Annotated in this window: 17 protein-coding genes and 2 pseudogenes; 12 read left to right on the top strand and 7 right to left on the bottom strand. The window is 60.4% G+C overall.

Going from position 1 to position 26218, the window contains the following annotated elements; all coding sequences use genetic code 11:
- Window positions 1-35: 35 nt before the first annotated feature.
- Entirely contained in the window at window positions 36-761 is a 726-nt protein-coding gene (locus tag ACR52_RS28615) for an oligogalacturonate-specific porin KdgM family protein (RefSeq protein ID WP_048731741.1), read from the bottom strand.
- Between the two features lie 358 nt (window positions 762-1119).
- Here ACR52_RS28615 and ACR52_RS28610 point away from each other — a divergent pair, with 358 nt between their 5' ends.
- From ACR52_RS28610 to ACR52_RS28570, 9 genes are all read left to right on the top strand, one after another.
- Entirely contained in the window at window positions 1120-2274 is a 1155-nt protein-coding gene (locus ACR52_RS28610) for a mandelate racemase family protein (RefSeq protein WP_048731739.1), read from the top strand.
- Between the two features lie 72 nt (window positions 2275-2346).
- The gene (locus tag ACR52_RS28605) at window positions 2347-3957 is read left to right on the top strand and encodes an ABC transporter substrate-binding protein (RefSeq protein WP_048731738.1); all 1611 of its coding nucleotides are present in this window, start codon (window positions 2347-2349) and stop codon (window positions 3955-3957) included.
- A gap of 55 nt (window positions 3958-4012) precedes the next feature.
- Window positions 4013-5050: an ABC transporter permease gene (locus tag ACR52_RS28600; RefSeq protein WP_048731737.1), complete on the top strand. Its 1038-nt coding sequence runs from the start codon at window positions 4013-4015 to the stop codon at window positions 5048-5050.
- Between the two features lie 50 nt (window positions 5051-5100).
- Entirely contained in the window at window positions 5101-6711 is a 1611-nt protein-coding gene (locus ACR52_RS28595; RefSeq protein WP_048731735.1) for an ABC transporter substrate-binding protein, read from the top strand.
- Window positions 6712-6761: 50 nt separating this feature from the next.
- On the top strand, window positions 6762-7679 hold the full coding sequence (locus ACR52_RS28590) for an ABC transporter permease (RefSeq protein WP_048731827.1): 918 nt from the start codon (window positions 6762-6764) through the stop codon (window positions 7677-7679).
- A gap of 14 nt (window positions 7680-7693) precedes the next feature.
- Window positions 7694-8533 (top strand): ABC transporter ATP-binding protein, encoded by an 840-nt coding sequence (locus ACR52_RS28585; protein WP_048731733.1) that lies wholly within the window; start codon window positions 7694-7696, stop codon window positions 8531-8533.
- An 11-nt stretch (window positions 8534-8544) separates the two neighbouring features.
- On the top strand, window positions 8545-9321 hold the full coding sequence (locus ACR52_RS28580; RefSeq protein ID WP_048731731.1) for an ABC transporter ATP-binding protein: 777 nt from the start codon (window positions 8545-8547) through the stop codon (window positions 9319-9321).
- Window positions 9322-9521: 200 nt separating this feature from the next.
- A complete protein-coding gene (gene kdgD / locus ACR52_RS28575; RefSeq protein WP_048731729.1) occupies window positions 9522-10433 on the top strand; it encodes a 5-dehydro-4-deoxyglucarate dehydratase in 912 nt (303 codons plus the stop codon).
- A 142-nt stretch (window positions 10434-10575) separates the two neighbouring features.
- Complete coding sequence (locus ACR52_RS28570; RefSeq protein WP_048731728.1) at window positions 10576-12378, top strand: glycoside hydrolase family 28 protein; 1803 nt, start codon at window positions 10576-10578, stop codon at window positions 12376-12378.
- Window positions 12379-12507: 129 nt separating this feature from the next.
- Here the strand turns inward: ACR52_RS28570 and ACR52_RS28565 are convergent.
- A pseudogene (locus tag ACR52_RS28565) lies at window positions 12508-12837 on the bottom strand (urease accessory protein UreD); the annotation flags it as partial.
- On the opposite strand from ACR52_RS28565, the pseudogene ACR52_RS28555 reads away from it, so the two are divergent.
- Window positions 12837-13301 (top strand): annotated as a pseudogene (locus tag ACR52_RS28555) (TonB-dependent receptor domain-containing protein); the annotation flags it as partial. The pseudogenes ACR52_RS28565 and ACR52_RS28555 sit on opposite strands and share 1 nt — an antisense overlap.
- Window positions 13302-13409: 108 nt before the next feature.
- On the opposite strand, the gene ACR52_RS28550 reads toward ACR52_RS28555, so the two are convergent.
- From ACR52_RS28550 to ACR52_RS28535, 4 genes are read right to left on the bottom strand one after another with little or no spacing between them, the layout of a single operon-like run.
- Entirely contained in the window at window positions 13410-13733 is a 324-nt protein-coding gene (locus ACR52_RS28550; protein WP_048731723.1) for an isochorismate lyase, read from the bottom strand.
- A gap of 34 nt (window positions 13734-13767) precedes the next feature.
- Entirely contained in the window at window positions 13768-14937 is a 1170-nt protein-coding gene (locus ACR52_RS28545) for a histidine decarboxylase (protein ID WP_048731721.1), read from the bottom strand.
- Between the two features lie 39 nt (window positions 14938-14976).
- Complete coding sequence (locus ACR52_RS28540; RefSeq protein WP_048731720.1) at window positions 14977-16812, bottom strand: (2,3-dihydroxybenzoyl)adenylate synthase; 1836 nt, start codon at window positions 16810-16812, stop codon at window positions 14977-14979.
- A gap of 26 nt (window positions 16813-16838) precedes the next feature.
- A complete protein-coding gene (locus ACR52_RS28535; RefSeq protein ID WP_082143274.1) occupies window positions 16839-18014 on the bottom strand; it encodes an isochorismate synthase in 1176 nt (391 codons plus the stop codon).
- Between the two features lie 133 nt (window positions 18015-18147).
- On the opposite strand from ACR52_RS28535, the gene ACR52_RS28530 reads away from it, so the two are divergent.
- Window positions 18148-22476, top strand: coding sequence for an amino acid adenylation domain-containing protein (locus ACR52_RS28530; RefSeq protein WP_236692213.1), 4329 nt, complete (start codon window positions 18148-18150; stop codon window positions 22474-22476).
- Window positions 22477-22561: 85 nt separating this feature from the next.
- Window positions 22562-23878, top strand: a complete 1317-nt coding sequence (gene basC, locus ACR52_RS28525; protein ID WP_048731820.1) for a putative histamine N-monooxygenase — start codon at window positions 22562-22564, stop codon at window positions 23876-23878.
- 43 nt (window positions 23879-23921) lie between these two features.
- On the opposite strand, the gene ACR52_RS28520 is transcribed toward basC, so the two are convergent.
- Window positions 23922-26078 (bottom strand): condensation domain-containing protein, encoded by a 2157-nt coding sequence (locus ACR52_RS28520; protein WP_048731717.1) that lies wholly within the window; start codon window positions 26076-26078, stop codon window positions 23922-23924.
- Window positions 26079-26218: the final 140 nt, after the last annotated feature.

Raw genomic sequence — 26218 nt, 5'->3', positions numbered from 1 at the left:
GCAATCCATCGAGCATCGCCACGCAGGGCCTGGCGTTACATGAAGTTGTACTGGACCCCCAAACGCCAGCGCGCCTGGCGGTCTTCGCTGGTGGAGTTGACTTTGACGTCGCCGATTTCCATGAACGGGGCCCATTCCTTGGTGAGCTTGTACTTCACGATCATGTTCTGTTCGTAGTCGCTCTTCTTGTTGTCGTAGCGGATGTAGTCGGTCTTGAAATAGATGTACTGGTATTCAAAGGCCCACTTGCTGGCCGGGGTATAGCCCAGCCAGCCCTCGAAGCGATTGGTGTGCTGGTTGTCCTTGATGCGGTCAGGCAAGTCCTCGTTGATCTGGTCACGATCAAGCTTCTTGGTGTCCAGACGGTAGCGAGTGGCGACGTAGAAGGCATCGTTGATCTTGTAGCTGTACTTGAGGCCGACCTTATAGGTTGTCGAGTCCTTCGAGCTGTCCATCTGGAAAGCCGGGGTCAGGGTCGATTGCGGGCTGAGCTTGTAGATATAACTCACTGTGAGCTCGTGGCCGTTGTTGATTATGTTGTCGTAGGCGACGTCTTTGCGATCCCCGGCCGTGCGGTATTTCAACTCCCCCTCGAACCCCAGGCCGCTATCCATTCGGTAGCCGAGCTTGATCCGGTCAGCGTGAGCGCTGTCGTCCTCGGTGAACTGATGGCGGTAGTTGATGTTGGCGGAATCGGCACTGGCGCAGAAGGGCAGGCTGATGGTGGCGACAGTCAAAAGTGTACGTAGGGTGGTGTTCATACGGTCTTCTTTTATTGTTTTTGTTGGAGTTTTTTACCGGTCTATCGACCGTGAGTTGTTACGGGTTGGTTACATTTTGCGCGCAGAGATACGTTATCGTATGACTAGGCGATGGTCTACGTACTAATGGTCATTTTGAAACATATTGATACACATATGCTCAATGAATACGGCGATATTATCGGATCAGGTTATTTGTAGTTGTCTTTAATAATGAGGTTTTTAGCGGGTTTGCGGGTTATTCAGGAGGGATTAAGGTGCGAATTTGGCGGCTTTTCAAATGTTGTACGATGACCTATGATCGTTTTCAGCAGGCGACGCTCCTGTCACAAATTCAATAAGAAGGCTAAAGACGTCCATGAGAATTACCGCAGTCAACGTCCAGGTATTTTCCTATCCGACTCGCCGTGCCGTAGACAGTGCCGGCCACGCCCATCCAGGCGAAGTCGCCCCGGCCAAGATGGCCCTGCTGCGCATTCAGACCGAGGAGGGCGCCGAGGGTTATGCCTTTGGGCCGCCGGAATTGATCCGCCCTTATGTGCTCGATGGTTTTGTGCGCAAGGTGCTGCTGGGGCAGAACGCTTTTGATCGGGAAAAAATCTGGCACGACCTGGTGCACTGGCAGCGTGGCAGCGCCAGTCAGTTGACCGACCGCGCCCTGGCCCTGGTGGAACAGGCGCTGTGGGATTGGGCCGGGCGCAAGCTGGGTGTGCCGGTGCACAAACTTATCGGCGGCTTCCGAGACAAGGTTCCCGCTTACGGCTCAACCATGTGTGGCGACGAATTACCCGGCGGCCTGGCAACCCCTGAAGACTATGGGCGTTTTGCCGAAACCCTGGTCGAGCGCGGCTACAAGGCGATCAAGTTGCACACCTGGATGCCGCCGGTGTCATTCGCCCCGAGCCCGCGCATCGACGTTAAAGCCTGTGCCGCAGTGCGCGAGGCGGTGGGCCCGGACATCGCGCTGATGCTCGACGGCTATCACTGGTACAACCGCACTGACGCCCTGTACATCGGTCGCGAGTTACAGAAGCTAGATTTCGCCTGGTTCGAAGAACCCATGATGGAGGACTCCGCCGAATCCTATGCGTGGCTCGCCGGCCAGTTGGACATTCCGGTGCTGGGGCCGGAAACCCTGGCTGGCAAGCACTTGAGTCGTGCCAGTTGGGTGAAGAATGATGTGTGCGACATCCTGCGTGCCGGCGTGGCTGGAGTCGGCGGTATTGCACCCTGCTTGAAGGTGGCGCACATGGCCGAATCCTTTGGGATGGATTGCGAAATTCACGGCAATGGCGCGGCCAATCTGGCGGTGGTCGGGGCCATCAAGAACTGCACCTGGTACGAGCGCGGGTTGCTGCATCCGTACCTGGATTACGATGAAGTCCCGGCTTACCTCAAGCGCCTGGTGGACCCGATGGACAGCGATGGTTTTGTTCATCTGTCTGACCTGCCTGGCCTGGGAGAGGACATCGATTTCGAGTTTATCGAGGCCAACACACTCACCCGCTTCTGATGTGAACTCAGGTTTCCCGGCCACCGCCGGGAAACCCAAGAGCCCTATAAATATAAGAAAGGCGTTTTTACTATGAGCATTCTTCCTTCGTTGTGGGCGCGGGTGCTGGCAGCGGCCCTGGTGGTTGGCGCAGTGCCGGCTGCGCATGCCAAGACTCCGGCCGACCAGTTGATTGTCGGCATGAGCATGATCAATTTGCTGTCCCTGGATCCCGCAGCGGCTACCGGGCTGGATGTGTCGGAGATCAATGCCAATCTCTATGACATGTTGCTGGTGCAGGACGTGGCCAGGCCCGACCAGTTAGTGCCGGCCCTTGCCGAGCGCTGGCAGGTCAGCGAGGACCGCAAGACGCTGACCTTCAACCTGCGTTCCGATGTGAAATTCCAGTCGGGTAACTCGCTGAGTGCCGAAGATGTGGCCTGGTCGCTGCACCGGGTGCTCAAGCTCAACCTCGCGCTGGCCTCGACCTGGAAGGCCTATGGTTTCAGTGCACAAAACGTCGAGCGCTATATGCGTGCGACCGACCCCACGACCTTCGTGATCGAACTGCCACGACCGACCGATCCGCTCCTGGTGCTCAACACCCTGGCGACCTCGCCCAGCGCGTTTATCCTTGATCGTAAAACGGTTCTCGAACATCAGAAGGGCAACGACATGGGTGCCGCCTGGCTGGTGACCCATGCCGCCGGCAGCGGTGCTTTCGTGCTCAACGACTGGCGCGCCAACGACGTGCTGCTGATGACCCGCTTCGACGGTTACTGGGACGGCCCGGCCAAGCTCAAGCGGATCGTCATGCGCAACATGACCGAGTCCCAGTCGTTGCGGCTGATGATCGAGCGCGGTGACCTGGACATTGCCAAAGGCATGTCCGCTCCCGATATCCAGGCCCTGCAAGACAACCCCAAGGTGCGCACCCAGACCCTGCAGCGAGGCACCTTGTACTACGTGGCCCTGAGCGTGAAACAGCCGATGTTCGCGGACGCTCGGGTGCGTAAAGCGGTGCGTTCGCTGATCGATTACCAGGGCATCAACCAGACGGTGATGCCGCACTACGGCCTGATCAACCAGCGCCCGCTGCCCCTGGGCCTGGCCGCGCGCCTGCCGGACCCTGGCTACCGCCTGAACGTCGACGACGCCAGGAAGCTCCTGGCCGAGGCGGGCTACCCCGAAGGTTTCAAGACCACGATCCGCGTGCTGGCCGAGCCACCGTTTATCAATATCGCGTCCAACCTGCAGTCGACCCTCGCCCAGGCCGGCATCGAGGCCAGCATCATCACCGGCACTGGCAACCAGATTTACGGTGCCATGCGTGAGCGCAGCTTCGACATCATTGTCGGCCGCGGCGGTGGCGGCGCGGAGCGCCATCCTCATTCCAGCTTGCGCACCCTGGTGTACAACCCGGACAACCGCGACGAAGCCAAGTTGAGCAACTTCCAGGGCTGGCGCACCTCGTTCTACAGCCCCGAGTTGAACCAGTTGATCGAGAGTGCCGAGGTCGAGCCCGATGCGGGCAAGCAGTTGGCTCAGTACCGGCAGATTCAAGAGCAGTTGGATGAGCAAGTGGGCGCAATCCTGCCGGTGTCACAGATGACCGACACGGTGCTGGTCTACAGCGACGTCACCGATTTCCAGGGGCATACGGCGGCTACCACCCGCTACAAAAACGTTTACAAGACGCGCTGAAAGCGGCGCGGGATTTGGCCTCGCGTCCTAGTGACCGACTGATCAGGAGCTCACCATGTTTGTTTTGACTGCCTCGGTATTGGGGGCTCGCGCCTCCAATACTGCCCGACGTGCCGGCACGGTCCTGGTGACCTTGCTCGGCCTGCTGGCACTTACCTTCATCATTGGCCGGGTCATGCCGCTGGACCCAGTGCTGGCGGTGGTCGGGCCGGACGCCGACAGCTCCACCTACGACCAGGTGTACCGGGCCATGGGCCTGGACAAACCGATATGGACGCAGTTCGGCCTGTACCTCAACGACTTGCTGCACGGCAACTTTGGCAATGCGCTGTTGACCGGTCACCCGGTGCTTGATGATATTCGCCGGGTATTTCCGGCAACCATAGAATTGGCCACCCTGGCGATCCTGTTCGGCATCGTCATCGGGCTGCCGCTGGGTGTGTGTGCCGCCAGCAATCAGGGGCGCATGGGCGATCATGTGGCCCGGGTGATCACCTTGTTTGGTTACTCCACACCGATTTTCTGGCTGGGCATGATGGGCTTGCTGGTGTTCTACGCCTGGCTCGGCTGGGCCGGTGGGGCGGGGCGCATTGACCTGGCCTACGACGGCATGGTGCCCGACGTGACCGGCTTGCTGTTGGTCGATTCGGCCCTGGCCGGTGACTGGGAAGCCTTTGCCAGCGCACTGCGGCATATCGTACTGCCGGCGCTGATCCTGGGGCTGAACTCGGTGGCTTACATCAGCCGCATGACCCGCAGCTTCATGCTGGAGCAGTTGTCCCAGGAATACATCATCACCGCCCGCGTCAAGGGTTTGTCCCGGCGCCAGGTGGTGTGGGGCCATGCCTTTCGCAACATCCTCGTGCAACTGCTGACTGTGGTGGCCCTGGCTTACGGCTCGCTGCTCGAAGGCGCGGTGCTCATCGAGACCGTATTCGCCTGGCCCGGCTTTGGCCAGTACCTGACCAGCAGCCTGATGCTCGGCGACATGAACGCGGTGATGGGTTGTGTGCTGGTGATCGGCCTGATTTTCGTCGCGCTCAACCTGATCAGCGATGCGCTCTACACAGTGTTCGACCCGCGCACGCGTTAAGCGTCGCGCCGTGGCAGTACCGATAAAACTATAAGAAGAAGGATCCTTGAATGAAGACTCAACGTTGCAAACTGCACATGGGCTTGTTGGCGGCCGTCCTGGCGCTGGGGCCGATCACACTGGCCCAGGCCAAGACGCCGGCCGATCAACTGATCGTTGGCATGAGCATGGTCAACCTGTTCTCCATTGATCCGGCCAACGCGCCGGGTCTCGATGCCTCGGGGGTCAACGCCAATCTCTACGACACGCTGATCAAGCGCGATCATGGCAACCCGGAAAAGCACTTGCCGCAATTGGCTGAGCGCTGGGCGATCAGCGAAGACGGCAAGCAGGTGACGTTCCATTTGCGCCAGGACGTTAAGTTCCATTCCGGCAACCCGCTGACCGCCGAGGATGTGGCCTGGTCGCTGTACCGGGTGATGAAGCTCAACTTCGGCTTGGCCACCACGTGGAAGGCCTACGGTTACAGCGTCGACAATATCCAGTCGCTGATTCGTGCCAGCGATACACACACCCTGGTCATCGATCTGCCCCAAGTCATGGACCCGCTATTGTTGGTGGACTCCCTGGCCATTTCGCCAAGCGCCGTGGTAGTGGACCGCAAGACGGTGCTGGGCCATGAAAAAAACGCTGACCTGGGGGCTGCCTGGCTGGTGACCAACGAGGCGGGCAGCGGGCCATTCGTGCTGACCAAATGGAGTGCCAATGACTCGCTGCTGCTGACCCGGTTTGACGGTTACTGGGGTGGCGCCGCGAAGCTCAAGCGCGTGGTGGTACGGCATATGACCGAATCCCAATCCCTGCGCCTGATGCTCGAGCGCGGCGATCTGGACCTGGCTTACGGCATGGCCGCGCCGGACATTCGGGCTATCGACGGCTCGGACAAAATCCAGGTGCAGTCCCTGCCGCGCGGCACCATGTATTACGTGGCCATGAGCATGAAACAGCCAGAGTTTGCCAAGCTCAAAGTGCGCGAAGCGGTGCGCAACCTGATCGACTACAAAGGCCTTGATGAGCAGGTAATGCCTTACTACGGCACGCTAAACCAGCAGCCGATGCAGTTGGGCCTGGAGGCGCGCCTGCCGGATCCCGGCTATCACCTGGACGTGACCAAGGCCAAGCAGTTGCTGGCTGAAGCCGGCTATCCCGAAGGTTTCAGCACCACCATTCGCACCTTGTCCGAGCCGCCCTTTATCGACATCGCGGCGCGCCTGCAATCGACCCTGGCGGAAGGCGGGATCAAGGCCACTATCGTCACCGGCACTGGCAACCAAGTGTATGGCGCGATGCGCGCACGCAACTTCGACATCATCGTTGCCCGGGGTGCCGAGCGTTATCCGCACCCTTATTTCAGCCTGCGTACCTTCGCCTACAACCCCAACAACAGCGATGACGCCGGCTTGCCGAACTTCCAGGGCTGGCGCGCCTCGTTCTTCAGCCCGCCGCTCAACAACCTGATCGACCAGGCCGGTGTGGAGCGCGACGCGGCCCGGCGCCTGAGCCTGTACCAGCAGGCGCAGACGCTCTACGACCAGCAAGTGGGTCCGATCATGATGGTTTCCCAGATGACCGACACCGTGGTCAGTGCCGCCGACGTCAAGGGTTTTACCGGTGACGACGCCGAGGCCACCCGCTACCTGGGTGTTTACAAGCAGCGCTGAGTTGGGCCGGGCCTGCCTGGCAATCCTGATTTCACACAGAGAACATGCTGATGAATGCCAATCTGTCTTCCATTGATTCCACGGCGAAGCGGCAGGTGGAGCGTACGCCCGGCTCCAGCTTCGATGCCTTGTGCAGAAGCGGTGTGCGGATTTTGCGCCACCTGTTGCGTAACCCGATGACCCTGGCCGGCCTGCTGGTGGCGCTGCTGTTGATCGTCGTGGCGACGTTTGCGCCCTGGATCGCCACCCATGACCCGGTCGCGCAAAACCTCGCCAATGCGCTACAGGCGCCAGGTGCGGCGCACTGGTTCGGGACCGATGAATATGGCCGGGATATTTTCAGTCGCCTGGTCTACGGCTCGCGGATCACCCTGTACATCATCGCCCTGGTGACCGTGATTGTCGGCCCCATCGGGCTGTTTGTCGGCACTGTGTCGGGCTACTTCGGTGGTGCCGTCGATACGGTCTTTATGCGCTTGACCGACATCTTCATTTCCTTTCCCAGCCTGGTGCTGGCCCTGGCCTTTATCGCGGCCCTCGGCCCTGGCCTGGAACACGCGGTAGTGGCGATTGCGCTGACCTCCTGGCCACCCATCGCACGGTTGGCGCGGGCGGAAACCCTGTCCTTGCGCAACGCGGATTTTGTGGTGGCGGTGGAACTGCAAGGGGCAACACCGGCGCGGATTATCCTGCGTCACATCGTGCCGATGTGCCTGTCGTCGGTGATTATTCGCCTGACGATGAACATGGCCGGGATCATCCTCACCGCCGCCGCCTTGGGCTTCCTCGGCCTGGGCGCGCAGGCGCCACTGCCGGAGTGGGGGGCGATGATCTCCACGGGGCGGCGCTACATGCTGGAGTGCTGGTGGCTGGTGGCCGTGCCCGGTGCGGCGATCATGTTGGTCAGCCTGGCATTCAACCTGTTGGGCGATGGCCTGCGGGACATTCTTGACCCGCGTAGCGAATAACGGAGGTACACCTTATGTCCGCCATCAAATTGAACGTTGAAGGGCTCAATGTGCGCTTCGTCAACGGCCAGAAAGAAACCCATGCCGTGCGTGATGTGTCGTTCACCCTGGGCCGGGAAAAACTCGCCATCGTCGGCGAGTCCGGCTCGGGCAAATCCACCGTCGGGCGCAGCCTGCTCAAGCTGCACCCGCCCAGTGCCAGGATCAGCGCCAAGGCCATGGCGTTCGGTGAGATCGACCTGCTCTCGGCCAGCGAGAAGGCCATGCAAAAGATCCGCGGCCAGCGTATCTCGATGATCATGCAAGACCCCAAGTATTCGCTGAACCCGGTGGTGAAGGTAGGCGACCAGATCGCCGAAGCCTACCTGGCCCACCACAAGGCGAGCCGCAGCGACGCCCGCGAGCGGGTCATGCAGATGCTGGAGCAGGTGCATATCCGTGACCCGAAGCGGGTCTATAACCTGTACCCCCACGAAGTCTCCGGCGGCATGGGGCAACGCATCATGATCGCGATGATGGTCATCACCCGCCCGGAAGTCATCATCGCCGACGAGCCTACCTCGGCCCTGGACGTTTCGGTGCGCCAGCAAGTGCTCAGCGTGCTGGAGGAGTTGGTGGAGCAACAGCAGATGGGGCTGATCTTCGTCAGCCACGACCTGAATCTGGTGCGTAACTACTGCGATCGCGTGCTGGTGATGTATGCCGGGCGAGTCGTGGAATCCCTGGCTGCCTGCGACCTGCAATACGCCGAACATCCCTATACCCGTGGCCTGCTGGCTGCGCTGCCAAGCATGGACAACCGCCGTGTGCACCTGCCGGTGCTCAAGCGCGATCCGCTCTGGCTGACCCACTGAGGAACCTGACCATGCCCATGATCCAAGCCCACGCGCTGAACCTGAGTTTCGGCACAGGCCTTGCCCTCAATCAGGTGCTGCACGATGTGAGTCTCAGCGTCGCCGACGGCGAATCCTTTGGCCTGGTGGGGGAGTCCGGTTCGGGCAAGACCACTGTACTGCGCTGCCTGGCCGGGCAATACCGGCACTGGCATGGCGAGCTGAGCATTGCTGGCGTGCCGCTGCAGCACAAGATTCCCAAGGAGCACTTTCGCAAGGTGCAGATGGTCTTCCAGGACCCCTACGGCTCCTTGCACCCCAGGCACACCATCGACACCGCGTTGCGTGAGCCGCTGATTATTCATGGGGTAGGGGACAAGGACGACCGGATCGACGAGATTCTGCGCAAGGTCGGCCTGAACGACAGTTTTCGTTTCCGTTACCCGCACCAATTGTCCGGTGGCCAGCGTCAGCGGGTGGCCATTGCGCGGGCGCTGATCCTTCAGCCCAGGGTGCTGTTGCTGGATGAGCCGACTTCGGCCCTGGACGTTTCCGTTCAGGCCGAGATCCTCAACTTGCTCACGGACCTGCGTCAGCAAGAGAAGCTGACCTACCTGATGGTGACCCATGACCTGGGGGTCGTGACGCATTTGTGTGACCGCGTGGCGGTGATGCAGCAGGGCAGGATTGTCGAGCTGATGGACAGCCAGGGGCTGAGCCAAGACCTGGCAACGCACGACTATACGCGGATGTTGGTGCAGGCCAGTCGTGACTTCAGTCAGGAGTCCGAGCGCCGCCAAATAGGCTAAAAACCTGCAGTCATCGTACAACATAGGGTTTGATTACTGGGTGCTAATTCGCGCATCCAGTGCTAATGCCATTGTTTAATTGAGTTTTTTTGGAATATTTCGATAACTGAAATATCTCGTTGGCATATCTTTATTTGTAGTTGTACGATGACGTACCTCTCGAGGTATACATTCACTTTCCGATTTGAGGTTTGCGAACCATGACTCCACAAGAATTAAAAACGGTCCTGTCTTCCGGCTTGCTGTCGTTCCCTGTTACCGACTTTGATGCGGCCGGCGACTTCCGCGCCGACACCTACGCCCGTCGTCTGGAATGGCTGGCCCCGTACGGCGCCAGCGCACTGTTCGCCGCTGGGGGCACCGGGGAATTCTTTTCCCTGGAAGCCAGGGAATACACGCAGATCATCAAGACCGCTGTAGACACCTGCAAAGGCCAGGTGCCGATCCTCGCCGGTGCCGGTGGCCCTACGCGCCAAGCCATCGCCTACGCTCAAGAGGCTGAGCGCCTGGGCGCGGCCGGTATTCTGCTGATGCCCCATTACCTCACCGAAGCCAGCCAGAAAGGCCTGGTGGCTCACGTTGAGCAGGTGTGCAATTCGGTGGATTTCGGCGTCGTGGTGTACAACCGCAACCTGTGCCGCCTGAACGCCGACAGCCTGGAGCAACTGGCCGAGCGCTGCCCGAACCTGATTGGCTTCAAGGATGGCATCGGTGAGGTGGAGTCGATGGTGTCCATCCGCCGTCGCCTGGGCGATCGCCTGACTTACCTCGGCGGGCTGCCGACCGCCGAAGTCTATGCGGCCGCGTACAAGGCGCTGGGGGTGCCGGTGTACTCCTCGGCGGTGTTCAACTTCATCCCGAAGACGGCCATGGATTTCTACAAGGCTGTGGCCGCCGACGATCACGCCACCGTGGGGCGCTTGATCGATGATTTCTTCCTGCCGTACCTGGCGATTCGCAACCGCTGCGAAGGCTATGGCGTGAGTATCGTCAAGGCCGGGGCGCGGCTGGTGGGGCGCGACGCAGGTCCGGTGCGTGCGCCGCTGACCGATCTGCTGCCCGAAGAAGTGGAGCAGTTGGACGGGCTGATCCAGGCGCTGGGCGCCCAGTAACCCGTCAGTCTGCGGCGCCCCGGTGGCGCCGCGGTCCTGTTCATTAGCAAGGATCTGCACCATGCCCCACTACCTCGAAGCAGCCGGGCGGCAGGCGTAACACTGCCCCGGTGTGATAACTGGCAAAAACAAGGAGAACAATATGCCGTATCAACCCCTTCAAAAGACCTCGGCCCGTTGGGCGCTGGCCCTCGTGGCAATCAGTTGCAGCCCGTTGTCCTGGGCGCTGCAGGCGCCATCCAGGCTGCAAGTGCCAACCCTGGCCTATGACGACCAGCAGATTATCCTGGTCTGGGAAAAGCCCCTCGCACATGCCGATATCAAGGACTACCGGGTCTACGTCAACGGCACACTGCTGGGCAGTGCCAACGGCAATAACGATCAGGTGTCACCCGCCAAGCCCTACATAGACCATTTCTACCAGCAGGACCGCGCGAACTTTCACCATCGCATCGGCATTCACAGTTACACCGCGCAAGGCCTGAAGCCGGACACCCAATACCGGTTCACCGTGCGCTCGGTAGATGGCAGCGGCAAAGAGTCTGCCGACAGTGCCGCCGTGGTGCAGCGCACCACAAAAGTCCCGGCCGTGTTCGACGTGACCACCTACGGCGCCAAAGGCGATGGCATCCATCTCGATACCCTGGCAATCCAGAGCGCCATCGATGCGTGCCCGGTGGGCGGCAAGGTGTTGCTGCCCAAGGGCACGTACAAGAGCGGTGCGCTCTATCTCAAGAGCAACATGACCCTGGAGATCGCCGAAGGCGCGACCTTGCTGGGTTCCGAACGCGCTGAAGATTATCCGTTGGCGGGTTACATCCAATATCCCTATTCCAGCACGGTGCGCCCGGCTTCCCTGATCAACGCCTTGCCCCGCGATCCGCGTCAGCACCAGGTGTTCGAGAATATTCGCATCGTTGGCAAGGGCACGATTGATGGCAATGGCTGGAAGCGCAACGCCGACGTCCGTGACGAGCGTGGCCAGGCATTGCCGTTCTACCTGCCCAGCGACAATACCCGTTACTTGCAGGACGGGGTCCTGGCCAAGGCTCAGGTGGAGCAGGCCGTCGCGCGAGGCATGAACGTCAAAGACGCCTATGGGCAAATGCGCTCCTCGCTGATCACCCTGCGTAATGTGAAGAACGTGTTCTATGGCGGCTTCACCGTGTTGAATCCGGCGTACCACGGGATCATGAACCTTGAGACCGAGAACGTGGTGCTGGCCAACACCACCCACAAGACCTACGACGCCAATAACGGCGACGGCATTGAGTTCGCCAACAGCAAGGGCGCGATGGTATTCAACAACTTTTTCGACACGGGGGATGATTGCGTCAACTTCGCCGCCGGTACCGGCGCCGATGCGGTGCACCAGCGGCCCCAGGAAGATGCCTGGATCTTCAATAACTACTTCCGCAAAGGCCATGGCATGGTGGTTGCCGGTAGCCACACCGGGGCCTGGATCCAGAACATCCTGGCAGAGGACAACGTCTCTGACGGTACGGACGCCGGGTTGCGCATGAAAAGCACCCATTTCATGGGGGGCGGGGCACGCAACGTGACGTTCCGCGATTCTGCCATCCGCAACACCGTCAAGCAGGCGTTCATCTTTACCCTCGACTACAACGACCCGAATGCGAAGCTCGACTACCGGCGCTCGACAATTGCCGGGCAGTTCAAGGACATCCGCGTGAGCGATGTCAGCGTCGAGAATGCCCAAGGTGCTGCGATCGAGGTAAAGGGTGACGGCGAGCACAACGCTTACCACCAGGGCCTGGTCTTCGAGCGCGTTCGGTTCAGCGGCCCGGCCAGGGCGCGTATCGATGGGTTGAAAGACTCGCGCTTTGATCGCGTGGTATTCAGCGAGACGGGTGTTGCCAACCCCTGGCAACTGAGTGATAGCCAGGGTTTGACATTCAACGAGGTGGAGCCGGCGCCGCTCTAACGCCTTTGGACCGGCCGGGGTATTACAGTGGCGTCAGTACTGCATTGTTAGGCTAGGCGAATGGGTCAAACGCAACCATGGTTGCCTGGAAACTCGGCGTGTTCTATCCGGTAAGACCTGCAGCAGCGCTCATTTGCGACGCATACGGGGTGCCACGCCGGTCAGATGCTCACGCACACACGCCCAGGCGTTGTGAAGGCTGTTGCGCAGCGACACGGCATCGAGGGTCATGATGCGTAATGCAACCCCGCAATCGTTGGGCAATGCGCTGACCCCCAAATAGCTGTCGGGATGAGCGGGAAGGGCATTGCGCAAAGCAGTTTTCAGCGCTTCGACAGGCAAGCCCTGACCCACAAGCATAAAAGTCGCCAGCGTCTGGAAGGCATGACTGACGCCCGGTAATTGGCGCAGCATGTCTTGTCCGGTCAGCGCCAGGCGATCTCCGGCCAGCGCACTTCCAGGTCGGCTCGCGCGGCATCGAGCTGGATGTCACTGGGCGTCTGGCGCCAGGTTGGGATGTGATCGGCACCTATGCTTATGCCCACACCGAAATCCTCGACGACCCCAAGGATGAGGGGAATCGCTTCAATAACGCCCCCATGCATACCGCCAGCCTCTATGTGAGCCACCACCTCACGGTGTTTCCAGAAGCGACCGGGCAATGGCACGTCGGTGGCGGGGGCCGTTACGTAGGCAAACGCCCTGTCGACAATGACAACAGCTTCTGGATGGACAGTTACACCGTGGCCGATACGTTTCTGCGCTGGGACTTGCCGGTGTCGGACTACAAGACCTGCCTGCAGCTAAACGTGGACAACCTGTTCGACAAGCACTACTACCCGTCCAATACGGGCAGCGGTCAATTGCAGGTGAACGAGGGCGAGCCGCGTACCGCTCGCCTGACTGCCAGTGTGACGTTCTGATTTAGCCGGAGGTTGAATTCGCTGGCTGTAATTGGTTTTGCGTTACGACATGTAAAGCGCAGGGCGCGGGATCGCTGCGCCCCCGCGCCTTGGCTGCCTGATAGGGTTTTATGCTTGAGCCCTCTCGGGATAGGTCGCGCGCCAGTGCAGAATCTGCTGCTGAATATTCCAGTGAATAATCTGCTCGTAGAGTTTTTCCACAAACGCTACGTCGAACCCCGCTTCCATTGCCCATTCACGCCGCTCTTCCAGCATCGCCGCCACCCGTTCCGGGGCCGGGATGTCTTGTTCATTGGCTTTGAATTGTGCGGCAGCTTTTACATAGCGCAGGCGTTTTTGCAGTGATTCGAGGATCTGGCGATCGAAGAAGTCGATGCCTGCTCGAATGTCGTTGAGGTTTTCGCACGCTTCAGGTGCTTTCAGTGGCTGCATGGTGTGTCTCCATCAATAGATGAGTGAGCCGTCTTTAGCCGGCGGCTCGTTTGGATGTTTTCCCGGATTGCCAGGCTGTCAGTTGGGTTTCGGCAATCACCTCATCGATCAAGGCATCAATCATGCGGTTGTCGTGATGATGGGGCGTGGTGATCAGGTGGGCCGTATTGCCGGAGGTGGCCAGGCAGTATTTCTTCACGATTTGCTCTGACGGGCAGGGGAACACCACCGTGATGGAGTTTTTGTTGCGCCAGGCATCGATCCCCGCAGCCTGGAAGCGGTCGACCGAATATTGCGCGGCGTCCAGGCTGCGCCTGATCCGGTGGCGCCAATCGGCCAGTGACTGGCTGCGCAGCGCCGCCCACATCATCAGCGGGGTGTGGCCATTGCGCGAGCCGCTGATGGTTTTGTCGTGAGCCAGGATGTAGTCCACCTCCACCGAGATACGCGCGACGTCTTTGCGTTTGGCCACGACGATTCCGCAGGGAATGGGCGAGCCGATCATCTTGTGGCCGGAGACGCAGATGGAGTCGATCCCGTCGGCGAACGAGAAGGGTTGCGGGTGTTCGACGAAGGGCAGGATCATCCCGCTCAGCGCGGCGTCGGCGTGCAGGTAGTAATCGTGACGGGCAATGCCCGCCTGTTGCAGGCGTTGTTGGATGATCGCGATGTTATCGATTGCGCCCCGCAGGGTGGTGCCGATATTGGCGAAGATGATTGGGTGGCGTTCCTGGTCGGCGGCTATTTTGGCCATCAGGTCGTTGTAGTCGATTTCGCCATTGGGCAGTGACTCGACTGCACGGCATTTGATGCGTAGCAATTTGACGATTTTCGCCACGGAGTAATGGGTGTCTTTGGAGTAGTACAGGGTGCCGTCCGGGAACAGTTCGCGGGCCAGGTAGCAGCCGAACATGTTGCCTTCGGTGCCACCGTTGGTGACGTAGCCCCAGCTGTCTTCGAGCGCGATGTTGAACAGTTCGGAGAAGTAGGTCATGACGTCCTTCTCAAAGTCGAACGAATTCAGCAGGTAGTTGCTGTACTCGTTCCAGTCCCCGCAGTTGTTGATCGAAAACTGCAGGAAGCGATGCAGTTGCGAATAGTCGAAGTCGGCGGATTCGGGGTATCCGATATTGAAGTATTGGTGCGTCACGCAGTGCTGCCAGAAGCTCTCAAGCTTACGTTGGTCGGCAGTGGACAAGGTCATTTTCAACTCCTTTTAAATTGACTGGGCGAAGCAGCTCGGTCAGGCGGCTTTCTGCCGTGTGTCTACCAGCGACCACCAACTGGCGAGCGTGGGTGAGTCGGCCAGTTCTTCGAAGCTGACGGCGATGCCACGCTCTTTGAGTTCGGCGGCGAGTTTCATCACTTGCAGGGAGTCGAGACCGTAGAAAATCAGGTTTTCTTCCGGGTCCAGGTCTTCGCAGTCTTCGACCAGTTGCAGCACGCGGGTTTGCAACCAAGTGCGCGTGGTTTCCGCTGCCAGGAGTTGGCGCAGGTGCTTCTTGTCGATCTTGCCCACGGCCGTCAGTGGCATGGTTTCGATGAGCCGGATGCGGTCCGGCAGCTTGTATTCGGCGATGCCCAGTTCCATCAAGTGGCGGCGCAGCGTGGGCGGTTTCAGGTTGGGGTTGCGCGACACGACGAAGGCGCAGCTCTTCTCCCCCAGGCGGTCGTCGGGCATGGCCACCAACCCGGCGTGGGTTACGTCCGGGTGCAGGACGATGAGGTTTTCGATTTCCTCCGAGGCGACTTTTTCACCGCCACGGTTGATCTGGTCCTTGACCCTGCCGACCACGCGCAAATCGCCGGTTGGCATGAGCTGGACGAGATCGCCGGAGTAGTAGTAACCCTCATTGTCGAATGCCTGGGCGTTCTGCTCGGGGCTGCGGTAGTAGCCACAGAAGGTATAGGGGCCACGGGTGGCGAGCATGCCGGGCTCACCGTCGGCGACGGGGATGCCTTGTTCGTCGACGATTTTGATTTCGTCACCAGGGCTGATGGGCCGGCCTTGGGTGGTGAAGATCTGCTCGTCGGAATCGTCCAGGCGGGTGTAGTTGATCAACCCCTCAGCCATGCCAAACACCTGTTGCAGCTTGCAGCCGAGTACGCCGGGAACCTGGTGGGCCAGCGAGTCGGCGAAGCAGGCGCCACCGACCTGGAGGAATTCCAGGGAGTGCAACTGTTCCCGATGTTCCGGCGCTGCCTGCAACCACAACGCGACGGCGCTGGGCACCAGGGCCACTGTATTCACTTCATGACGCTGGATGAGCGCAAAGCAGGTCAGCGGCTCCGGGCTGGGGGCCATGATGATAGCGCCGCCGGCATACAGGACGCCCAGAGCGCCGGGTGAGCTGAGCAGGAAGTTATGCGCTGCGGGCAGGGCGCACAGAAAGCGCGTCTGTGCTGTGAGCTCGCAGACTTGCGCACTCGTCCGGGCGTTGTAGTGATAGTCGTTATGCGTGCGCGGGATGAGTTTGGGCGTGCCCGTGCTGCCGCCCGACAGTTGGAACAACGCCACTTCACCTGGCTCGGTGGGGGAGAAGTTCGCGGCGCGCCGGCCTGAGGTTTCGATCCACTCAGCGAGGTTGTTTTCGTGACGTGTTTCACCCAGCAGCAAGGTGATTTCAGGGTTTGTACCGACCTCCTTGAAGTCGGCAATATAGCTGTCGCTGCGGAACACCTCATGCTCGCGGGAGGCGATCAGCAGCCGTGGCACGATTTGTTTGGCGTAGCTCTTGAGCTCCAGTTTTCGGTGGCTGTAGAGCGCGTTGAGGGGCGCGATCCCGGCCTTGAGCAGGGCGAACAGAACAATGTAGAACTCTGCGATGTTGGGCAGTTGCACCAGGGCGGTGTCGCCTTTGCCCAGCCCGCTGGCGGCCAGCCGTGTGGCCAGGTTGGAGGAGAGTTGATCCAGCTCGGCGTAGCTGAAGCGGCGCTCGCCGCAAACGATCGCCAGCGCGTGGGGTTGCGACTGGCTGCGGGTCTGGAGAATGTGGGTCAGCGGTTTGTCGATCCAGTAGCCCTCGTCCCGATAGCGTTGCGCTCTGTCCAGGGGCCAGTGGTTAAATTCAATAGTCATAGTGTTCACACGTCAGAAAATTCGAGTTAGTGGGCCAATCCACAGGCGCGCAACATGGTGCCGAGTTTGGTCTGGACTTCTGTCCATTCGGCGTCGGGGCTGGACGCTTCGACGATGCCGGCGCCGGCGAACAGGCGAACGCTGTTGCGCTTGACGGTGCCGCAACGGATCGTCACGACCCATTCGCCATTGCCCTGGGCATCGCACCAACCGACCATGCCGGTGAACAGGCCGCGCTCAAAGGGCTCGACGAAGCGGATCAGGCGTCGCGCACGCTCAGTGGGAAAGCCGCAGACGGCGGGCGTCGGGTGCAGGCGGCAGGCAAGCTGCAAGGCCGACACGCTCGGGTCGGCCAACGTGCCTTCGATGCGTGTGGAGAGGTGCCAGAGTGCAGGCGTGCTGATGAGGGAGGGGCGCCGTGGCACGTTCAGTTGGGTGCACAGCTCGCCGAGTTGGCTGACGATGTCCTGCGTCACAAAACCGTGTTCGTAATGATCCTTTTCCGAGGCTGACAGCCAATCGGCGTTGCGGCGGTCGGCTTTCGGGTCGGCCATGCGCTTGGCCGATCCTGCCAGCGGGTTGGACAGGAAACTCAGGCCTTCCTTGCGCACCAGCAACTCGGGGCTGACGCCGATCAGCGTAGAACCATCGGGCATCGGCACACGGAAGTGATAGCCGCTGGGGTTCTGCGCCCGCAGGTTGGTTTGCATGGCATTCACGTCCACATCCTGAGCGAAGACCAATTCGCGCTGCACAGACAGCACAGCCTTGCGCACGTCGCTCAGGCGGAAGTTGACGATGGCGTGTTCCACCGCGCGCTTGAAGGCGTGCTCGTCCGGGATGTTTTTCTGTTCGATGAGTTCAGGCAACGTTGCCGTGGTGATTGGCGCGAGGGTGTTGCGGGGTTGCCAGTGCGCGTGTTCGGGAATGTAGAGGCAAGAAGCTTCGGTGGGATCGAAGGGGATTGCACCGACGATAATAGGGTTGCTCTGGCCGGCCTTGCGCGCTCGATCGAAGGCCTGCGCAATCGTTTTTTGAAACAGGCTATTGGCGTCATCACCGCCAATGGCCGGTGTTTCGATTCTCTGCAGTGTCCCGGTGACCGCTAGCTCGCGGTCGCCGGAGGTGAATGAAAAACTTCGTTTTTCATCAAAGATTTGCACCTCATCTATCTCGTTCGTTCTAAGGGTACCCGTTCTCATTTTGGGGGAAGCCTCCGTGGCCAGTGAGTCAAAAAATTAAATGTTGAAATATAATCATTATTGTTTCTAATAGGGGACGCTAATCATTTAGATTTGTCAATCATATGAGTGAGCCATGAGAGAGTTAACTTCAATGCAAGCCGCCTGTTGGATCGGGCGCACTGCTCATGCGTCTTTAGGGAGAGTTTCGGCTCATCTGTATGCCGAGTTCGATGGCCTCGCCATTGATCTCGAGCGGCTGCGCAAAGCACTTGAACGGGTCTGCCTGCTGCACCCAATGCTGCGGGTTAGAGTGAATGTCGAAGGACTGCAATCCATTGCCGCGCCAGACGCGTCACCGCCGCTTGAGGTCGAAGACCTGCGTGCGATGACCGAGCAGGAAGTGACGCAGCATCTGTTGTCCAAGCGTGAGCAATGGACCCATCAGCAGTTGGATCTGAGCCAGGAGGGCGGGGCCCGATTTTCCGTGAGCCTGTTGGCGGACGATGCGTTCCGCCTGCATGTCGATACCGACATGATCGCCATCGACCCATCGAGTTTCCGCACGTTGATGGAGGACCTCGCACAGTTCTACGAGGACCCCGAAGGCGCCGCGCTGCCTACGCCGTCTTTCTTCGATTGGTACGACAAGGCGCGCACCGACCCGTCACTGAAAACGGCCCGCGAGCGCGACCGTCTCTGGTGGCGTGATCGGCTGGCGGACGTCGCCCCTGCGCCGACGTTGCCGTTTCTCGACGTGCAGCCGGATCAGGCGCGCAGTCATCGTCTCAGTACATGGCTGGGCCCCGACGAGCGTCACGCGCTGCAGCAGGTAGCCCGCGAGCGCAGAATCACCCTGTCCACCTTAATGATGGGGCTGTTTGCAACGGCCCTTGGTACGCACACCGGCGACCGCGTCTTTCGCCTCAACGTCCCCACGTTCTGGCGCCCGCCGCTGGTTGATGACGTGGAGCGTGTGATCGGCGATTTTGCCAACGTACTGATGCTCGACGTGGATATCGCGGCCTCCCGCAGCCCGGCCATGCTGTGTACGCAACTGGCGGGCAAGATGGTCGAACTGCTTGAACATTGCGCCTATCCCGGGGTGAACCTGATGCGCGACCTGTCCCGCCACCATGGCACGCCGCAACTGGCACCGGTGGTGTTTACGGCGGCGCTGGACATGCCCGGTGGCGATCTTCTTTCAACGCGCGTGCGGCGTGTGTTCGGGCCGATGAACTGGGTTATTTCCCAGGGGCCACAAGTGGCACTCGATGCGCAGATCGCCTGCGCTGACGGCGGCATTCTGATCAATTGGGACATCCGTCTGGATGCGCTGCCGCAGGCCTGGGTGTCGGACGTGTTCGAACGTTTCGTGGCAATCGTGCGCGAGGTCGCGGTATGCGCCTCGGTGCTGGATCAACCCTTGCGTCAGGCGGTTGTCGAGCAGCCATTGACCTCGCTTCAGCAAGCTTATCTGCTGGGACGCAGCGCGCAGATGCCACTCGGTGGCGTGGCCATGCAAGAGTTTCGCGAGTACCGCGGCGCCATGGACCCTGCGCTGCTGCGCGGTCGTTTGGCCGAGAGGGTGCAACGTCACCCCAGCCTGCGGACACACATCGATGCGCAGAAGTTCGTGCAGCGTGTCAGTGAGGTGGGGGAGTTGAACCTGGATGAAGTCGATCTCACCGAGAGGTCGCCGGAAGATGCGCTGGCCCACATTGCAGCAGTGCGCGAGGCATATGCGCACGGGCTGTTCGAACTCGACCGTTCGCCCTGGAACGTCACGCTGTTCAAGCTGCCGGAAGACCAGTTACACGTCTTTGTACGCCTGGATGCGTTGATCCTCGATGGACGCTCAATCGCCACGCTGATGGTCGAACTGTTCGACGGTGCAACAGACGAAGAGCCCGTCGCAGAGAGTGCGTCCGAGCCGCAAGACCTCACCGACCAACGCAAGGCGGACGCCGTTTACTGGAAAGCCAAACTCGCCGCCGTCAGCGGTGCGCCACGCTTGCCATGGACCACACCGCTGGACCAGGTGGGTGCTTCGCGTTATGAGCGACAGAGCCTGCTGGTGCCAAAGCCAGCGTTCAGCGCGTTCTGCAAACTGGGCGCGCGGCAACGACTGTTCAAGAACTCCACCCTGATGGCGCTGGTGCTTGAAGTGCTGTCCCACTGGGTCGATGAGGGTGACTTGTGTGTCGCGGTACCTGTTGCGCCGCAAACCACAGGTGCATTCGCCAACCGCTCAAGCTTTATCGCGATCAATTGGAGCGCCGAGCCAGGCGGTTTTGCGCAGCGGGCGACCCAGCTGCAAGTGGACGTGCTCGAAGGGCTGCAGCATCTGGCATTTTCCGGTGTGGACCTGGCGCGATTGCTGTTTGAATCCCATGGCCCGGGCCCGGTGCTGCCGGTGGTGATCACCAACGGGTTTTCCTGGCCGGTCACGTCGCTGGACAGCCCCATGAGCCTGTGTGGCGGGCTGACCCAGACGCCTCAAGTGGCGATGGATATCCGCTTCTCGGCCAACGCCGAAGGGGCTTTGGTGTTCGACATCGATTACGCGCGGGAGGTGATGGACGCTGCGATGGTCAGCGATATCTTGAGCGCGCTCGAAAAGGCCATCAACGCTGTCACTGCAAGCGCAGTGTTCGCCCTGGATACCTCGACGATTATCGACAGCCGCCACTACCGGTTGAACAGCCCGCTCAGTGATGCGTCGCGAACGGGTTTTCTCGAACGAATCGCGAGCCACATCTTTGATCCCGGGAACACCCGAACCGCCCTCATCGCCGGGGACCAGCACCTCACGTACGCCGAACTCGGCGACGCGGTAGGCAGGGTCATTGCGGCCTTGCAAATGCGCGGATTGTCTCGCGGCCAGGTGGTTGCGATCTGCCTGCCGCGCAGCCCGCAGCATACGATAGTGACCCTGGCCTGCGCCTTGACCGGCCTGATCTGGGTGCCGATTGATGCCTCGGCACCTGGCGAACGACGGCAGTACCTGTTGGAAAACTGTCGACCCGACCTGGTGGTGATTGCTCAAGGCGAGCCGGTCGAACATCCCTTCGCCACACCGGACGAACTTCTGTCGGGGCCGGCAGTGCCCGCGCCCGCGCTGGATGACCTGTCGTTGAGCGAAGCGCCGGCGTATTACCTCTACACCTCGGGCACCACCGGCAAGCCCAAGTGCGTGCTGCTGAGCAATCGCGCCACAGCCAACGTGATCGGCAGCACCCTCGAACACTGGGCCGTGAACGAGTGTGATGTGTTTATGTCCGTGACGCCGCTGCACCATGACATGTCGGTGTTCGACGTGTTGGGCTGCCTGACGGCAGGGGCGACCCTGGTGCTTCCGGAGCCCGGCGAAGACAAGGACGCCGTGCGCTGGAACCAGTTGATCGCCCGGCATCAGGTGACACTGTGGTGCTCGGTGCCGGCGATCCTGGAGATGCTGCTGTCTTGCCGCGCGACACATGATTTGAAGAGCCTGCGCCTGATTGCCCAGGGCGGTGACTACATCAAACCCGGCGTGATTGCCGAGTTGCGCGAGTTGCTGCCGTCGTCACGTCTGATTTCCCTGGGCGGGCCGACGGAAACCACGATCTGGAGCATCTGGCACGACATCTCGGCGCACGACCGTGCGCTGATCCCTTATGGAAGGCCGTTGCCGGGTAACCGCTACTTCGTTCTCGACCCTCAGGGCGCGCATTGCCCTGTGGGCGTGGTGGGCCGAATCCACACCGCCGGCGTCAACCTCGCACTGGGCTACCTGGAAAACGGCGCGCTGGCCCAGAGCGAGTTCGTGACAGTGCTCGATGAGCACGGTCAGCCCGTTCGTGCCTTCCGCACCGGCGACTGCGGGCGCTACCGCCGCGACGGCACCCTGATCTTCGACAGCCGGGTCAATGGCTATGTGAAGGTGCGCGGTGTGCGCGTGTCGCTGCCGGATATCGAGATCGAGCTGATCAATCACCCAGCGGTCCGGCACGTGCTGGTGGTCGATGTTGGCGAGCAGCGCCAGGGCGAGGTCGGCATTGGTGCGCTGTATGTCGCTCAGCCGCACGCTGCCGAGCTGACGACCGCCGCGTTGCGTAACTATGCCCGTCAGCATCTGCCGCAGTCTCACGTACCGACGCGGTTCCTGAGGGTGGATGCGTTGCCGCTGTCGCAAAACGGCAAGCCGGATCGCCAGCGGGCGCGCGACCTGCTCCGCGCAACAGCCAATGACGCCGCCGAACCTTGCGCGACCCCGCGCAACAAGGTGCTGGATATATACCTGAGCGTGCTGGGTCGGTCGCTGGAAGACGGCGCCAATGACGGGGTGGACTTCATTAGCCTGGGCTTGCGTCCCCAGCATTTGAAGGCTATTTCGGCGCGGGTGCGCGAAGACTTTTCGGTCGCACTGTCACCCGGGCAACTCTTGCGTTGCCGCAATGCACAAGACGTTGAACGCCTGCTTATGGCCGAGGGTGCCTGAGCCGGTAGCGGAATTTGATATGAGCGCAGTGGGCGTCTGAAAGCCGTGCCACTGCCAACCAGTACCTATGGAGATGGATGGGATGATGGATACACCACATGTTGATATTGCCGGAGTCGGCATCGGGCCCTTCAATCTCGGGCTGGCCGCGTTACTGTCCAGGCATCCTGGCGTGACAAGTATTTTCCTCGATCGCAAAGCAGAGTTTCGCTGGCACGAAGGGCTTCTGTTGCCCGGTACCACGCTGCAGGTTCCGTTTCTGGCGGACCTTGTGACGATGGCCGACCCCACGCACCCGCTGAGTTATTTGAACTACCTGCATCAGCACGATCGCCTCTACCCGTTTTATTACTACGAAAACTTCCAGGTGCCTCGCCGCGAATACGACCATTACTGCCGCTGGGCGTCGCAGCAACTGCCCGACTGCCACTTCGGGGAAGACATCTGTGAGGTGAGCTATGACGCCAGCGTCGACCGGTTCCTCATCGAGAGCCAGTCGGTGTCGGGCTTCAAACGTCATTACTACAGCCGCGACCTGGCCATTGGCATAGGCACCGTGCCGTTGTTGCCGAAGTGGGCGCAGGTGAAGAGCACGGCGCCGGTGATGCATTCGGCGGAGTTCGGTAAACGTCAGGCGCAACTGGCGCAGTGTCAGCGGGTCACGGTGATCGGGTCCGGCCAAAGTGCGGCGGAGTGCGTGCTGGCGCTGTTCAACGAATTGACCCCGGAACGCATCGCGGCGGGCGCTTCGATTCGCTGGGTTACCCGTTCGCCGGGCTTTCACCCCATGGAGTATTCAAAGCTTGGGCAGGAGTGCTTTACGCCGTCCTATATGGAGTACTTCCACAGCATTCCCCGCGAGCGCCGCCGGGACATCGTGGCGGGGCAGGGCTTGCTGTACAAGGGCATCAGTTTCTCGACCATCGCCGACATTTACGACCTGATCTACGAGCGTTCGATTGGCGGCAGTGACCCGGGCCTGACGCTGATTTCCAACTGCGAGGTGGAGACCGTGGAGGATATCGACGGCACACTGCGCATTGCCTACCGGCACCGTGAACTGGATCAGGTCAGCGCCTTCGAAGCCGATGCGATTGTGGCGGCCACGGGTTACGGGCATGTCTGGCCGCAGTGGTTTGAACGGCTGAAGGGCGGTGTGCTGGAAACCGATGAGTACGGTGACTGCATCGTCGAGGAGGATTTTACGGCGCGTCGTTGCGATGCAGGCGTGGGCCGCATTTTTGTGCAGAACGCGGAAATCTTCCAGCATGGCGTGGGTTCACCGGACCTGGGGATTGCCGCCATTCGCAATGCGACGATTGCCAACCAGCTGCTGGGCCAGCCGCACTACCGCTTGCCCAAACGCTCGTCGTTCCAGCGCTACGGGATGCATGAAGGGTAGAAGTTGAAATGCCGGGTCTTGTTAACAAGATCCGGCTGGAGGTTTATACGCGGATGTGATCGACCACGATGCCGGCAGCATCGGGCATGGTGAACAGCGTGAACACCTGATCAATCGTCGCGCTCAGACGCGCCATCTGTTCGGCGCTGTAGCGGTCCGACAGGTAGGTAATCACCAGGCGCAACGAGCGTTTGCCATCAATCATGTTTTCCATGATCTCGAACTGAATCCCGAACATCGACTGGCTCTTGTCCGGGTCAATCTGGCGGTAGCGGATCGCCCTGGCGTCGGGGGTTTCCAGGGCACCGTTCAAGGCATTGTTGGCGTGGATCTGGATGTACACGTCAAACAGCAGGCCGTCGGCGGGCGTCATGCCCAGGGCGTGTTGAATCAGTTCCAGTGGCACGTCGGCATAGGCCATGGAGTCGTTGATCAGGTGGGTGACGTTTTCAACCAGGGCGCCAATGGCTTGCCGGGGATCGAACTGCACCCGATGCGCGACCATCGTGGTGAAGTAGCCCACCGTCTCGTAGAAGCCGGGGTCGGTACGGCCGGAAGCCGAGGTACCGATCACCAGATCTTTCAAGTCACCCAGCTTGTGCAGGGACAGCGCAATGGCGGTATAGACCACACCGAACAAAGACGAATTGTTCTGCCTGGCGAAGGTGTAGAGGTTGTCGGTGAGCGTCTGGTCCGGCTTGATCTCAAACCACTGCGCTTTCGACGATACCGTTATGGGCGCGCTCGCCTGGGAGCCAGGGGAGGGCAGCGTCAAGCCACGGGTGGCATCGCGCAACATACTCGTCCAATAGTCGAGATGTTGTTGATTGATGCCGGTGGCCTGCTCGCGCAACGCAAACTCATGGAATGAGCGCGCGGGTGTTGCCCAAGTGGGTGCCTTGTCGGCGGCGCGGGCGAGGTAGGCCTGTGCCAGCTCTTCCATCATGACGTTGAGCGACCACTCATCAATGGCCATGTGATGAACCAGCAGTGACAGGGTCTGGCGCTGGCGTTGTACGTCGTAAATGAAGCGAACCCTCAGGGGCAGTTCGCGGGACAGGTCGAATTGATAAGTGGCCTCGCTTTCCAGGGTCGCCCGCAGGCTTTCATGGCTGGACCAGAACCACTTGTAGTCCGCCAGTTGTGCGATTGGCACGATCTGCTGGTAGGCCGCATCGCCCTCAAAGTGGAAGGTGGTGCGCAGGCTCGCGTGGCGCTTGAGCAGGTCACTGAAGGCCTGCTCGAACAGCGCCTCGTCCACACCGTCGAGAAAGTCCAGGGCAAACGGCAGGTTGAAAATCGTCCCGAACTCATAGGCCACATAGGCTCGGCCGAGGGACGCCTGGGCGAGGGCGAACGGTGCTTTTTGCACGTCTTGCGGCACGTTCCTGGCAGCCGTTGCCCCATCGTTCTGCGCGATGACGTTGGCCCGTGATGCCAGGGCCGCTGCAGACGGAGCACTGAAAAAGTCATTGAACTGGACTTCAATGCCGTGGTTGCTCAACAGCTTGCCGATGATGCGGGTCGCCAGCAGGGAATGGCCGCCGAAATCAAAAAAATCGTCCGTCAGTTGCATGTCGGGCTCGGCCAGTGCGCCACGGAATTCGCCAAGGATAATGGCCTCGACATCATGGTTGGCAGTCGCCGGCAGGGCGCTGACGGCAGGCGCACTAATAGTGCCATCCGCTTGGCGCTGCAACCACGGTGTGTCGCTGGCCGAGTGCCCGACATAAGCGTTCAGCACCCCGCGATACAGATCGATTACCTGGCAAGTCTGGTCGAGGATCTGGTGCACCACGAACGCCAGGATCACGTGCTGCCCGGTTTGAACAATCAGCGCGCTGAGCGGTGGCTGAGTTTGCGCATCCCAGGGCGCCGACTGCTGCGCGAGCAATTGCTCGGTGGCGTTCGCATCGGAGTGTGAGCGAATGAGCTCAACGCAGGATTGCCAGTCAATGGCGTGAACTTTGTCCACTTCACCGTCGTCGTTGAACTGATAGCGCGCGTTCAGATCAGGCAAAGTTTCGATAACAGTCTTGATCGCCCGCTCAAGCTTTGGAACATCGATATCCGCGTCGAGTTGCCAGGCGCTGAGGTGTTTGAGAATGCGTTCGGGGTATTGCTGCTGCAAGAGCCAGATATGCTCTTCGTAACGCGTGGCAGATAGTTTCGAAAACGTATCTGGATTGGATTCCATCATGGAAATTTCCCGCCTTATCAAACTGAACAGTCAGAAATAGAGATGGCACCGAGTGCCGACAGACCCATCCGGGGTCTGTGGTAACGCCCGGGATTCCGGGCACAGGAAGAGGCGTAGGCACGTTGCATTGCAGGGGCTCT

This window comes from Pseudomonas fildesensis (assembly GCF_001050345.1).
In the GTDB taxonomy this organism is placed as follows: Bacteria; Pseudomonadota; Gammaproteobacteria; order Pseudomonadales; family Pseudomonadaceae; genus Aquipseudomonas; species Aquipseudomonas fildesensis.
This window is presented reverse-complemented; position numbering and strand designations above follow the sequence as displayed.